The sequence below is a fragment of the Frankia sp. CeCAU1 genome (assembly GCF_977971845.1).
Genome location: NZ_CDWWXA010000041.1, coordinates 1 through 13,432 on the forward strand (window position 1 = coordinate 1; position 13,432 = coordinate 13,432).

A 13,432-nucleotide genomic window follows, 5' to 3' on the forward strand; every position below is an offset into this window, starting at 1 on the left:
GGTAAGGGGTGGCCGGGTAAGGGGTGGCCGGGTAAGGGGCGATGGCGGCTGGTCCGGTTGCTGCCACGGCGACCGCTGGTCCCCGCGCCCACGCAGCCCGGGCGTCGCGTCGGGCCCGGCCCCAGGCGACGAGGTAGGCCAGCGCCGCCATGGGGACCAGCGTGATCGCCAGTGACTTCGTCATCAGGGCGAGGCCGACGAAGACCCCCGTCCAGGCCGCGGTGCGCAGGGAGGTGTCCCCGCGCAGCACGTAGACGATCGAGACCGTGGCCAGGCCGCTGGTCAGAACCAGCAGGTTGTCGTTGTTGACGCTGGATCCGATGTGGGTGAGCTGGGGGATCCCGAGCGGTACCAGGGCGGCACAGATCCCCGCCACCCGGCTGCCACCGCTGAGCCGGTTCGCCCCGGCCCAGGCGAGCAACGGCAACGGCGCGACCATTGCCACGCTGATCAGGCGCAGGATCCCGATGATCTCGTCCCAGCGCAGGTGGTCGCCACCACCGGGGACAGCCTTGAGAATCATGGCGTCAACCCAGTAGTACAGCGGGGGATGCTGCACGAGCTGTTGGATGCTACCCTCCGGCGCCGGTGTCCGGTCCAACTCCTCCCAGCTGGGACGATCGTGGCGGGGGACGGCGTCGGCCGCGGTGAACGGGCCGGCGGACAGGTCGCGGGGCCGCTCCTCGGATCCGTAGGGGGCAGCCATGATCGCCCCCACGCCGCCCTGCGTCACGATCGCATGGCCCGGATGCGGCCAGCCCTCGCCCTCGACGAGCCGCATCACAGCGTCCACGTGGTTTGGTTCGTCGGGCGCATGGTACTGCGGCATCATCACCGACCAGCCGGCCAGCAGCGCGGTGAAGAGCAGAGTGATCACCCAGATGGCCGCGGGGATGGTGCGGAGAATCCCCCACGGCCGGAAGCGCGTCCCCATCGGGAACACGTCTCCGCCGGCCTCGGCGTCGGCGCGGGCCGTTGCGGTCGAATCCACAGAGTCACCCACGAGTGGCAGAGTCCCATCGGACGAAGGTGGAGTCATGCTACGGACCCCCGATTCCCCGTCGACGTCATGGGTGCCCTCCTCCCCTCAGCCCTGGTCGCGCACGGTGGTGAGGGTGCTCCCGGGCGGGTGTCCAGACCGTTGTCGCGGTGTTCCCGGACCGTCAGTGTTCCCGGACCGTCAACGTCGCAGCCCGCAACCATCATCCTGACCGTCCGAGGGCCGGTTCACCGTCATTGAACCGGGAGGTCGATACGGATGTCCTCGGCTATCCGGCTGCGAAGTCCGCCGGATAGCAGGATCTGTCGGATAGCAGGATCTGTCGGATTTCGGCGAGGCGAAGATTCCGGTTTTTAGGCGTGGCCGCGGAGGTGTCCGCATGGCACGCGGACAGCCGAGGCCGCCTTTGACGTCCGACTGCCCCCGGCGTCCGGCTTCCCACCCTGGCGTCCGAGGCCCGGCGTCCGAGGCCCGGCGTCCGAGGCCCGGCGTCCGAGGCCCGGCGTCCGGAGCGCGTGATCCGGACGCCGGATCAGCGCCAGGAGTCGATGTGGCCGACGATCTTCGCGGGGGATCCGGCTGCGACGGCTTTGGGCGGCACGTCCCGGGTCACCACCGAGCCCGCGGCGACGACGGCGCTCTCGCCGATCGTCACGCCCTTGAGCACGATGGCCCCCGCGCCGATCCAGGCCCGGTCCTCCAGCACGATCGGCCCGCTCATCGGCTGCTCCACGCCGTCGACGACCATCGGGTGGAAGTCGTTGTCGAGTAGCTGGGTGTCCCACGAGACGTTGCAGCAGGCGCCGATCGAGACGCGTTCGCGTACGAGGATCTTGGCGAACCCGTTGATGTTCGCCCCGGGGCCGAGTTCCAGCACGCCCGAGTCGACGACGATCCGCACGCCCCGCTGCAGCGACACGACACCTTCGCAGCGCAGGCGGCCCTCGGGATGCACCCGGATGATCGAGGTATCGCGTCGGGTCGACAGCCCGAACGCGCCGAGCCCCACCCGCAGCGTCGCGCCCTCGGCGAACTCGATGCGCTCCCGGCCTTCGATCACGGTGGGGGAACCGGTCCAGATCGGTTGCCTGTATGCGAGCGGGTAACGCAGCCCGGCCACGAACGAGCGGGCCGAGGTCTCCTGCGCCGCCCGCAGCGAACGAACGTGCCGCACATACTCCCGAAGATCACTTCTGAACGCACCCACGGAGCAACAGTAGGCGCTGCCCCGGTGGCCGGACCGCCCGGCTGTCGGCTCGCCGGGTCGGGCGTGCCACCCTAGAGTCGTGCGCGAGCCCTCGACGGAGCGTGCACCACCGCCACGGACCGGCGATCGGAGCGGGAACGACGACGTCGGACCGCCAGGACGCCGGCCCGGGACGCCGCTGGGCCGGAACGACGACCGGGAGCCACACCGACGTGAGTGTCAGCGCCATCCATCGACCTGAACATCCGCAGGCCGGCACCCCAGTGCAGGCGGCTTCCGGGGACGGCGTCGCAGCCGTCGGTCCGGACGCCCCCTACGTGACCATCGTGCTGCCCTGCTACAACGAGCAGGACCATGTGCTGCTCGAACTCGAGCGCATCACCGCCGCGATGGACGCGAGCGGTTACTCCTACGAGGTCTTGGCGATCGACGACAAGTCGACCGACAACACGCTCGCGGTGCTGCGCGAGGTGGCCCCGCGGTTCCCGCGCATGCGGGTGATGCCGTTCCGCCGCAACGGTGGTTCCGGCACGGCCCGCCGGATCGGGACCCAGGAGGCCCGCGGCAAGATCGTCGTCTGGACCGACGCCGACATGACGTACCCGAACGAGCGCATCCCGGAGTTCGTCCGTTACCTGGACGACAACCTCGACGTCGACCAGGTCGTCGGGGCGCGCCGCACCGAGGAGGGCACTCACAAGTGGGCCCGGGTGCCGGCGAAATGGTTCATCCGGATGATCGCCCAGCGGCTGTCCGGCATGAAGATTCCCGACCTCAACTCCGGGCTTCGCGCCTTCCGCCGGGACGTCTCCCTGCCCTATCTGCGGCTGCTGCCCCCCGGTTTCTCCTGCGTCACCACGATCACGATGTCCTTCCTGTCGAACCAGCATCCGGTGGATTACATCCCGATCGATTACGCAAAACGATCCGGAACGTCGAAGTTCCATCCCTTCCGGGACGCGCGGCGTTACATCCTTCAGGTGCTGCGGATGGTGATGTACTTCGATCCGATCAAGGTTCTCATGCCGGTCGCCCTGTGGATCATGGGCTTGGGTTTCGTCAAGTTGATCGTGGACCTGATCCGCTACGACTTCCATGTGGCGACGTCGACGCTGCTGGCGATTCTGGTCGGCTTCCAGATCGTCGTGCTGGCGTTGATCGGCGATCTGGTGGCCCGCTCGCGCAGCGACACCTGACCTGCGTGCGCATCGCGATCGTCGGTCCGACCCATCCCTACAAGGGGGGGATCGCGCAGCACACCACCGAGCTCGCGCACCGGCTGTCGGCGCGGGGCCACGAGGTGGCGGTCGAGTCCTGGTCGGCGCAGTACCCCGCGTGGCTCTATCCCGGCGTGCAGCGCGTCACCGAGCCCGAGATGGAGCCGTTCGAGGTCACCCGCTACCCGTTGTCGTGGCGCCGGCCGGACGGATGGATCCGGCTCGGCAGGCGCCTGCGGCGGCAGGCCGACGCGGTGATCCTGGTCGTCGTCACTCCCGTGCAGGCCCCGGCGTACCTGGGCGTCCTCGGCGCACTGCGGGCCCGGGGGGCGCGTGGCCGGGGCACGGCTTCCGGGCGAGCGGGTTCCGGGCGAGCGGGTTCCGGGCGAGCGGCTTCCGGGGGTGCGGGTCCCACGGTCGTCGCGCTCTGCCACAACGTCCTGCCACACGAGCGCCGGGCCGTGGACGAACCGCTGACCAGTGCGGTGCTGCGTCGGTCGTCGGCTGTTCTCGTCCACACGCCGGCCCAGGCGGAGCTCGCCGCGCGCCTCACCCCTGCTCCGGTCCTGGTGGCCGAGATGGCCACGCACCTGTGGTCCTCGGGTCTGTCGTCCTCGGGTCTGTCGTCCTCGCAGCCCGGGCCGGTGGCCGGCCGCGGTGGGCCATCCGCCGACGTCACCCGGCGCAACCTGCTGTTCTTCGGGCTGGTGCGGCCGTACAAGGGACTGGACGTCCTGCTGCGGGCGTTGGCCCGCGGGCCGGCGGACGTCCGTCTCACCGTCGCCGGCGAGTTCTGGGGTGGGACGGGGGAGATCGCCCGGCTGGTCGAGGAGCTCGGCCTGGCCACCCGGGTGGACCTGCGGTCGGGCTATGTCGACGCGGCGGAGGTGCCCGCGCTGTTCGCTGGTGCCGACGCCCTGGTGCTTCCCTACCGGGCCGGAACGGCGTCACAGAACGTCGATCTCGCGCACCTGCACGGCGTGCCGGTCGTGGCGACCACGGTGGGAACGCTCGCCACCACGGTCCGTGATGGGGTGGACGGTCTACTCGTGCCGCCCGACGACGCGGAGGCGCTGGCGGTGGCGCTGCGGCGGCTCTACGAGCCCGGCGTGCTCGCCGGTTTGCGCTCGAAGGTCATACCGCCGGACGTCGACGGGGCGTGGGAGCGTTACCTTGATGTGACGTTGGGCGCGCTTGGGCGTACATGAGCCGTGGCGCATACGCGAGTCACGGCCCATCCATGGGTCGTGGACCATCCATGGGTCGTGGACCACGGGTGAATCGTGGACTCGGAAGGCGGACTGGAATGAGCAAGGCGGACCGGATCGGCGGGGCTGACCGGACGGGAGGGGCCGACCTGTGAGCCCGGTGCGGGACGACGCCCTCGCCTTCGTGGGCCATCAGGTACATGTCATGCGTCGCCGGGAGGTCGGCACCCTGCTGTCGTGGGCGGGAGAACTGGCCGGGCGCACCCTGCTCGACGTGGCCGGCGGTGACGGCTACTGGGCCGGCCAGGCCGTCCGTCGCGGGGCTCGGGCGGTGTGCCTCGACCTCGCCCGGCACAAGCTGCAGTTCGGTCGCCGGCTGCGCGGGCATCCCGGGCTCGTCGAGGGGGACGCCTTGGCGCTGCCGTTCGCTGCGGCCACGTTCGATGTCGTCATGTCGGTCTGCGCCATCGAGCACTTCGACGATGGTCCGGCCGCGCTTGCCGAGATGGCGCGGGTGCTGCGTCCGGGTGGCGACCTGGTGATGTCCGCCGACGCCCTCACCCGGGCGGCGTCCTGGCCGGACCTGTTCGACCGGCACCGCGAGCGCTACCACGTCAGGCACACCTACTCCGGCGACCATCTCGCCAAGCTGCTCGATGATGTCGGGCTCGAGGTCATCCGGCAGACGTACATGTTCCGCAGCGAACGCGCCGAGCGGCTCTACCTGACTTTGTCCGCCAAGGGCGGCAGGACGGGATGGAACGCCGCGGCCGTGCTCTCGCCGGCCGTCGCCCTGTCGGACCGGCGGGCTCCCGACACCGCGGGCAGCGTCGTACTCACCCACGCCCGCAAACGGGAGGGCTGAACGATGGCGCCCGCCGGCCGGTCGGCACGCCCGGGCCCCGGCCGTGAACCGCGCCGGCAGCCGGAGCACGACCCGCGGACGGGCCCGCCGGCGCCCCCCACCTCCCTGCGCAACCAGCGCATCCTCGCCGCCGTCCTGACAGTGCTGCTGTTCGGGCTGATCGTGGCCGGGACGGGTGCCGGGTTCGCGCTCTTCGGCCATCGGGGCTGGGGATACCTGGTCGGCGGGATCTCCTGCGTCGTGATGGCACTCGCGGCCCTGCGTGCCCGCGGCCGCTGACCTGCGTGCCCGCGGCCGCTGACCCGCCGACCCGCCGACCCCTGCTGTCCGGGGACCGGGCCGGCTGTCCGGGGATGGAGGAGGCAGGGGCAGACTGTGACCCGTGCGTGTGGGTTTCCTTGTCGAGCAGCTGCTCGCGCCGGTTCCCGGCGGGACCGGGCGCTACTCCGCCGAACTCGCGGCGGCGCTCGCCCGCACCGCCGCCCCCGAGGATCGGGTGACCGGGTGGTGTGCCGGGCGCCGGGAGGTCGGTCCGGCCGTGCTGCCCGGCGTCCTCGGTCCGTTCCGGCTCGGTCTGCCTCGCCGCGCACTCGCCGTGGCCTGGGCGCGTGGCGTGGGTCCGGCTCCGACGGGGGTGGACGTCATTCACGCTCCGACCCTGCTGGTGCCACCCGCGGGTGGCACCAGGGGGTTTGTGACCGGTTCGGTGGCGGACGCCCTGCGCAGCCTCGACGACCGGACCGGGTCCCGGTGCGGGCAACGGTCCGGTGGCCCCCGGCGTTCTCCTGGTTATCGGCGCTCCCCTGGTTATGTGGACTCATATCCACCTTCCGGACTTTCCGGCGTGCCGCCCCGTCCGTCGCTGGCTTCCTGGGCCTCCGGAACCGTCGCGCCGGCCCTGGGCGATGCCCTGGACCGGCGCCGGCCGCGCCCGAAGCTCGTCGTGACGATCCACGACGCCGTTCCCTGGACGCATCCCGAGACCCTGACCCCGCACGGGGTCCGGTGGCACCGGCTGATGGGCGAACGGGCCGCACGCCACGCCGACGCGATCGTCGTGCCGACGCTCGCGGTGGCGGCCGAGATCGCCCGGCATCTGCCGATCCCCGAAGATCGCCTGCACGCGATCGGGGAGGGAGTCGCCGACGCCGTGGTCCGGGTTCCGCCCGATGCCGACGCCCGCGCCGCGCGGATGGGGCTACCCCCTCCGGGGCGTTATCTACTCACCCTCGCCACGCTCGAACCCCGTAAGGGCCTCGACACCGCGCTCGCGGCGCTGCGACGACCGGACGATCCGGGCCTGCCGTTGGTCCACGTCGGCGCGACCGGCTGGGGTGGGCTGGACGTGCGCGCGACGGCGGCCAGGCACGGTCTGGGCGCGGACCGGGTGCGCACCCTTGGGCGGCTCAGTGACGAGGATCTCGCCGTGGTCCTGTCCCGTGCGGGCGTATTGCTCGCGCCGAGCCGGTCGGAGGGATTCGGGCTGCCGGTCGTCGAGGCGATGGCGCACGGTGTGCCGGTCATCGTCTCGGATGCCCCCGCGCTGGTCGAGGTCGGCGGGGACGCCGCCGTGGTGGTCGGGGTGGACGACCCGGCCGCGCTGGGCGCCGCGGTGGCGAAGGTCATGGGCGATCCGGACCTGCGGGGGCGGCTGTCGGAGTCTGGACGTCTTCGTGCCCGGTCATTTACCTGGAAAGGGGCAGCACTGGCGACGTGGGCGCTCTACCGTCGAGTCAGCGGTTCCCCCGCTGTGTCCGTCGCCGACGACGGGCGGGCGTAGTGTTGCCCCCGTTGAGAAGCAAGCGGTCACCGTGAAGCAAGCGACCACCCCGTCGCGGGTGGCGCGTCAGGGAGGGAGCGCCGTGGGACCCCGGGTGCTCGTCGACGCCACTTCGGTCCCGGCCGACCGTGGTGGCGTAGGGCGTTATGTCGACGGGTTGGTCGCGGCGCTGGGCGCGACCGGCGCGGACATGGCGCTCGTCTGCCAACGGTCGGATGAGGAACGCTACAGCCGGATGGCCCCACACGCCACCGTTCTGTCCGGGCCGGCGGCCATCGCCCACCGGCCCGCGCGGTTGGCCTGGGAACAGACCGGGCTGCCACTGGTCGCCGAACAGGTGAATGCCGATGTCATCCATTCACCGCACTACACGATGCCGTTGCGGGCGCACCAGCCCGTGTGCGTGACGATTCACGACGTCACCTTCTTCACCGAGCCCGACATGCACACCGCGGTGAAGGGCACGTTCTTCCGGTCCGCTATGCGCACCGCGGTGCGCCGGGCGGCCCGGATCATCGTCCCCTCGAAGGCCACCCGGGACGAGCTGGTGCGGGTGCTCGACGGGGAGTCGACGACCACCGACGTCGCCTACCACGGCGTCGACACGTCGACCTTCCATCCGCCGACCGAGGAGGACAAGCGGCGGGTGCGCCGCCGGCTCGGGCTCGGCGACTCGCGCTACGTCGCGTTCCTCGGGATGCTGGAGCCGCGCAAGAACGTGCCGAACCTCATCCGGGGCTGGGCCGAGGCGGTGCACTGGCGGGACGAGCCGCCCGCGCTCGTCCTGGCCGGCGGCTCCGGCTGGGACGACGACGTCGATGCCGCCGTCGCCTCGGTGCCGAGCCACCTGCGGGTGATCCGGCCGGGTTATCTGCGCTTCTCCGACCTGCCGGGCTATCTGGGAGGTTCGTCACTGGTGGCGTATCCCTCGCACGGCGAGGGCTTCGGGCTGCCGGTGCTGGAGGCGATGGCCTGCGGCGCCCCGGTTCTCACCACGCCGCGTCTGTCGCTGCCGGAAGTCGGCGGCGACGCCGTCGCCTACACTCAGCCGGACGCCGGCTCGATCGCCCGGGAGATGGGCGCCCTGCTCGATGACGCCGAGCGGCGCAGGCAACTCGGTCAGGCCGGTCTCGCCCGGGCCCGGGAGTTCACCTGGGCGGCCAGCGCCGAGGCGCATCTCGCGAGCTACGCGCGGGCGGTCGCCGAGCACTGAGGCGCCCGTCGGCCCGGCCCCGGGGCGAGGACCGCCGCAAAGGGCGCGCTACCGTCTCCTCGGTGCACAAGGTGCCGTGCGTCGTCACGGGAATGTGTCGGGCGACCGGTGATGGGCGAGAACGGGCGGGCGAGACATGGGTGTGGATCCGGAGATCCGGGTCGTCGTCGTGACCTTCCGGTCCGGGGAGGTGATCGGAGCCTTCCTCGACTCGCTGGCGAAGGCGACCACGCGGCCCTACGAGGTCGTCGTGGTGGACAACTCGCCGCACCTCGACGAGGGCACGGCGGCGGCCGCCGAGCGGGCCGAGGTGCGCTTGGTGCGCCCGGGTCGCAACCTCGGCTACGGCACCGCGGTCAACCGTGGTGCCGCCGGAGCCCGCGGGCCCTGGTTGGTGATCTCCAATGCCGACGTCTCCTTCGCGCCCGGTGCGGTCGACGAACTGATTGCCGCGGCCGACCGCTGGCCGGGGGGCGGGGCCTTCGGCCCGGGGATCATCAATCCGGACGGGGCGCTCTACCCCTCGGCCCGGGACCTGCCCTCGCTCGGCCGCGGGGTGGGGCACGCCTTGTTCGGCTGGTGTTGGCCGACGAACCCGTGGACGGCCTCCTATCGGCGGGAGCGGGGCCTCCCCCGGGAGATGACCGCCGGCTGGTTGTCCGGTTCCTGCCAGCTGCTGTGCCGGGAGGCGTTCGAGGCGGTCGGCGGGTTCGACGAGTCCTACTTCATGTTCATGGAGGACGTCGACCTCGGCCGCCGCATCGGCGAGGCGTCCTGGCAGTCGGTGTACGTGCCGTCCGCGGTGGTCGAGCATCTCGGCGGACACTCGACGAAGCGGTCGTCACGGCGGATGGTGCTGGCTCATCACCGCAGCATGTTCCGCTACCTGTCCTGGCAGTACCCCGGCAACGCGCGCGCGCCGCTGCGGCTGCTGCTCGGGGTCGGTCTCGTGGTCCGGCTGCTGCTCGCGCTGATCTTCGCCCGGGACAGCGCGGGGGCGAAGGCGACCCGTTCTGCGGATCTGCTTCCCCGGGGTGGTGCCGCGCGGGGCGCCTGAGCGGGCCGCGGCCGGCCGATGGCCGACAGTCGAGTCGCTGGTAGTCATGGATGTCCTGGATGTCCGAGATATTTGGAATATCCGGGCGGCTTGGTGAACCCCGGTCCGACACAACGTGTCGAAACCATGGCATGCCGTTCGTCGTATGGTCCCGACCCCGATCCGTTTTCAGCGTCCACCGCGTGTTCTGCGACACTGACGCCCCATGGACGCAGTGATGCTTGTCGGCGGTCAGGGGACCCGCCTGCGACCGCTCACGATGTCGGCGCCGAAGCCGATGTTGCCGGTCGCGGGGGTGCCGGTCACCGCGCACATGCTGGCTCGCGCGCGAGACGCGGGAATCGACCGGGTGGTGCTCGCCACCTCGTACCGGGCGGAGGTCTTCGAGGAGTACTTCGGGGACGGCTCGGCGCACGGACTCCAGCTGGAGTACGTCACCGAGACCGAGCCGATGGGCACGGGCGGTGCGATCCGCAACGTGGCCGAGCGGCTCCACGGGGGACCGGGCGATCCGGTCGTGATCTTCAACGGTGACATCCTCGCCGGTCTGGACATCCAGGCCCTCGTCGCGCGGCACACGGTGACCGGCGCGGCGGTCACCCTGCATCTGACTCGGGTGGTGGACCCGCGTGCCTTCGGGGTCGTGCCCGTCGACGACGATGGTCGCGTCACCGCCTTCCTGGAGAAGACCCCGGACCCGCCCACCAATCTGATCAACGCCGGGTGCTACGTGTTCCGGCGGTCCGTCATCGACACGATCCCAACGGGACGACCGGTCTCGGTCGAGCGGGAGACCTTCCCGGGACTGCTGGCCGCCGGCACGGCGGTCATGGGTTACCCGGATGACACCTACTGGCTCGACCTCGGAACTCCCGCGGCGTTCGTGCAGGGCAGTCGCGACCTGGTGACCGGCCGGATGGCGTCGTCGGCGCTGCCGGGGCCGGTCGGGGACTGCCTGGTGCTGCCCGGTGCCGTCGTGGCCGCCGACGCCAAGATCGGTGGCGGGGCGACCGTCGGGGCCGGCGCGTGGGTCGGCGCGGGTGCCGCGATTGACGGTGCGGTGCTGTTCGACGGTGCGGTTATCGAGGCCGGGGCGGTCGTGCGGGACAGCGTGATCGGTCGGGACGCGGTGATCGGCTCCGGTGTCGCGCTCGACGGGGTGGTCATCGGCGACGGGGTACGGATCGAGCGAGGCAACGAACTGCGGTCCGGGGCGCGCGTGTTCCCCGGAGTCGTCCTCTCGGCGGGCGCTGTGCGATTCAGCTCGGACCGCACCTGAGCGCAGCCGACCGGTTGCGGGCGGCGGCGGACCGCTGGTAGCGCCGCCGCATTTCCTCACGACGCGGCGGCTGCGGTCCGTCCGTGCGGAGATCTCGCGGACATCCACGGACGGGGAACAAAAACCGTCCGCTGAATGCGGCGATTCCGCGCCGTGGCCGAGGACAATCGCACTCATGAGGTTCAGCGTGGAACGCGACGCGTTCGCCGACGCGACCGGCTGGGCCGCTCGGCATCTGCCCAACCGGCCGGGCCCGGCCCGGAACGTCCTGACCGGCATCCTGCTCGCCGCGGGCCATGGTTCCGCGGCGTCTCCCGGTTCCGCGGCGTCTCCCGGTTCCGCGGCGTCTCCCGGTTCCGCGGCGTCTCCCGGTTCCGCGGCGTCTCCCGGTTCCGCGGCGCCCCTGGGCCCGGCCGCAGCCTCGGTCCTGACGATCTGCGCGTACGACACGGAGGTGGCGGTGCGGGCTCCGGTCGCGGCCTCGGTGGACGAACCGGGGCGGGTGCTGGTGCCCGGCCGGCTCCTCACGGACATCGTGCGCAGCCTGCCCGCGACGACGGTCGACGTCGTGGTCGACGGTGACCGGCTGGTCCTGCGCTGCGGCAGCGTCCGTTTCACCGTGCCGCTGATGGACCCGGGTGAGTACCCGAAGCTCCCTGGCTTTCCCGGACCGATCGGCGAGGTGGACACGCTTGGGTTCGCGTCCGCGGTCGGTCAGGTCGCCCCGGCGGCCGGCCGGGACGAGACCATGCCCGTGCTCACCGCGGTCCGGATGGAGATCTCCGGGCGTGGGCTGACCCTCGTCGCCACCGACCGGTACCGGCTCGCGGTACGCGGCATACCCTGGCAGCCGACAGTCGACGATCCGTGGGCGCTCGCGCACGTGCCTGCCAAGGTTCTCGCCGAGGTGGCCCGCACGCCGACGTCGGCCTCCCGCATCGTGATTGGTCTGGACCTCGACGATCCGTCCGGCGCCCGGCTCGGCCTCGCCGCCGGCGGCCGGCAGACCATCGTCCGGCTCATCGAAGGGACGTTTCCCAACTACCGCAAGCTCCTGCCCGAGGCGGCCGCGCTCGTCGTCACCGCGCAGACCGCGGCGCTCGCCGCGGCGGTCCGTCGGGTGGCCGTCGTCGCCACCCGCACCGGGCCGCTGCGGTTCACTTTCACCCACGACCAGGTCGTCGCCGAGGCCGGGGACGGCGGTGGCGCACAGGCCAGCGAGACGATGCCGGTCGAGTACGCAGGTCCCGAGCTCTCGGTGCTGTTCAATCCGTCCTACCTGCTGGACGGGCTCGGTGCCGTCGAGGACGATCAGGCGACGATCGGGTTCGTCGACGACGATCCGGTCGAGGCCGCCGCGAAACCCGCGGTGCTCACCGGCAAGGACAGCGGCCGCGGCGCTGTCGACGAGGGCGCCTACCGCTACCTACTGATGCCGATCCGCCACGGCGGGGGCTGAGCCGAGGGCCAGGACCGTTTCTCCTGATCGTCTGGTTCGGCGGTCCAGGGTATGGATCCGGGGCGATGAGCCGGCCCGGCCGCGGCCCTGACGAGGACCGGACAGCCTTATAACCGGATAGCCGGAGACAGGCCACAGATACGCCGAAGAAACACCGTGGGAAATTTGTCCCGTGGCCTCCGCGCGACCCCGCTCGGGTTACCGATGCGGAGGGAACCCGACATCTCCCGTTCGGGATCCGGCCCCTCCTGTTTCCCCGGTTCTTACCTCTGGTGCACTGACGATGTCCGATGGAGGCTCTAACCTGATCTGGCTCCACGGTAAGAACTCGTTGTTACTTTTCTGGTTCCTCGGGAGGCCTGCCGTGTCCGTTCTCGCCGGTGTCCGGCGTTCACGTCTCGTGTTGACCGCGTTTGCCGTCGGTCTGATCGTCGCCGTGCTCGTATCCTGGAATATCGCGCCCGCGCGGGCGGCGGCGCTGCCCAGCCCTGACCATGTCGTCGTGGTGGTGTTCGAGAACCACTCCTACTCGCAGATCATCGGTAGTTCCAGCGCCTCTTACATCAACAATACACTGAAAAGTGGTGGCGCCAACCTCACCGCGTCGTACGGCCTGACCCACCCGAGCCAGCCCAACTATCTCGCCCTCTTCTCCGGAGGTACCCAGGGCATCACCAACGACAACTGCTACACGCCGGGGTTCAGTAGCGCCGCCAATCTCGGCTCCGAGCTGATCGCCGCCGGTCGCACCTGGGGAAGCTACAACGAGGGCCTGCCCGCCGAGGGCTCGACGGTGTGCACCAACAGCAGCACCAAGTATGCGCGCAAGCACAATCCATGGTTCGCCTTCAACAACGTGCCGCTGAACACCGCCCACACCTTCGCCCAGTTCCCGAGCAACTATTCCACGCTGCCCAAGGTCTCGTTCGTCATCCCGAACCTGTGCAACGACATGCACGACTGCTCGGTCTCCACCGGTGACACGTGGCTGAAGAGCAATCTCAGCGCCTACGCGACCTGGGCCCAGACCCACAACAGTCTGCTCATCGTGACCTTCGACGAGGACAACGGCTCCAGCGGCAATCACATCACCACGGTGCTCTACGGAGCGCACGTCACCCCCGGAAGCAGCTCGTCGACGACCTAC

General features: G+C 70.9%; 12 protein-coding genes. 10 read left to right on the plus strand and 2 right to left on the minus strand.

Annotated elements, in window-relative coordinates; translation table 11 throughout:
• Together AC08OO_RS09865 and AC08OO_RS09870 are read right to left on the minus strand one after the other, a co-directional pair.
• A partial coding sequence (locus tag AC08OO_RS09865) for a glycosyltransferase family 39 protein (RefSeq protein ID WP_476610236.1) occupies window positions 1-1,039 on the minus strand: 1,039 nt, incomplete at its 3' end.
• Window positions 1,040-1,532: 493 nt separating this feature from the next.
• Window positions 1,533-2,207, minus strand: a complete 675-nt coding sequence (locus AC08OO_RS09870; RefSeq protein WP_476607405.1) for an acyltransferase — start codon at window positions 2,205-2,207, stop codon at window positions 1,533-1,535.
• 212 nt (window positions 2,208-2,419) lie between these two features.
• Here AC08OO_RS09870 and AC08OO_RS09875 point away from each other — a divergent pair, with 212 nt between their 5' ends.
• The 10 genes from AC08OO_RS09875 to AC08OO_RS09920 all read left to right on the plus strand — a co-directional run.
• Window positions 2,420-3,403, plus strand: a complete 984-nt coding sequence (locus AC08OO_RS09875; protein WP_023839898.1) for a glycosyltransferase family 2 protein — start codon at window positions 2,420-2,422, stop codon at window positions 3,401-3,403.
• 5 nt (window positions 3,404-3,408) lie between these two features.
• Entirely contained in the window at window positions 3,409-4,632 is a 1,224-nt protein-coding gene (locus AC08OO_RS09880; RefSeq protein WP_476610235.1) for a glycosyltransferase, read from the plus strand.
• A gap of 151 nt (window positions 4,633-4,783) precedes the next feature.
• Entirely contained in the window at window positions 4,784-5,497 is a 714-nt protein-coding gene (locus AC08OO_RS09885) for a class I SAM-dependent methyltransferase (protein ID WP_476598944.1), read from the plus strand.
• 3 nt (window positions 5,498-5,500) lie between these two features.
• Window positions 5,501-5,776: a hypothetical protein gene (locus tag AC08OO_RS09890; RefSeq protein ID WP_476607408.1), complete on the plus strand. Its 276-nt coding sequence runs from the start codon at window positions 5,501-5,503 to the stop codon at window positions 5,774-5,776.
• A 103-nt stretch (window positions 5,777-5,879) separates the two neighbouring features.
• On the plus strand, window positions 5,880-7,277 hold the full coding sequence (locus AC08OO_RS09895) for a glycosyltransferase family 4 protein (RefSeq protein ID WP_476610234.1): 1,398 nt from the start codon (window positions 5,880-5,882) through the stop codon (window positions 7,275-7,277).
• A gap of 82 nt (window positions 7,278-7,359) precedes the next feature.
• The gene (locus AC08OO_RS09900) at window positions 7,360-8,490 is read left to right on the plus strand and encodes a glycosyltransferase family 4 protein (RefSeq protein ID WP_476607413.1); all 1,131 of its coding nucleotides are present in this window, start codon (window positions 7,360-7,362) and stop codon (window positions 8,488-8,490) included.
• A gap of 136 nt (window positions 8,491-8,626) precedes the next feature.
• Window positions 8,627-9,547, plus strand: coding sequence for a glycosyltransferase family 2 protein (locus AC08OO_RS09905; protein WP_476607410.1), 921 nt, complete (start codon window positions 8,627-8,629; stop codon window positions 9,545-9,547).
• Between the two features lie 205 nt (window positions 9,548-9,752).
• Window positions 9,753-10,826 (plus strand): mannose-1-phosphate guanylyltransferase, encoded by a 1,074-nt coding sequence (gene manB / locus AC08OO_RS09910; RefSeq protein WP_476607411.1) that lies wholly within the window; start codon window positions 9,753-9,755, stop codon window positions 10,824-10,826.
• Window positions 10,827-11,001: 175 nt separating this feature from the next.
• Window positions 11,002-12,285, plus strand: a complete 1,284-nt coding sequence (dnaN, locus tag AC08OO_RS09915) for a DNA polymerase III subunit beta (protein ID WP_476610233.1) — start codon at window positions 11,002-11,004, stop codon at window positions 12,283-12,285.
• A gap of 364 nt (window positions 12,286-12,649) precedes the next feature.
• On the plus strand, window positions 12,650-13,432 hold a 783-nt coding region (locus AC08OO_RS09920; protein WP_476618438.1), incomplete at its 3' end, for an alkaline phosphatase family protein.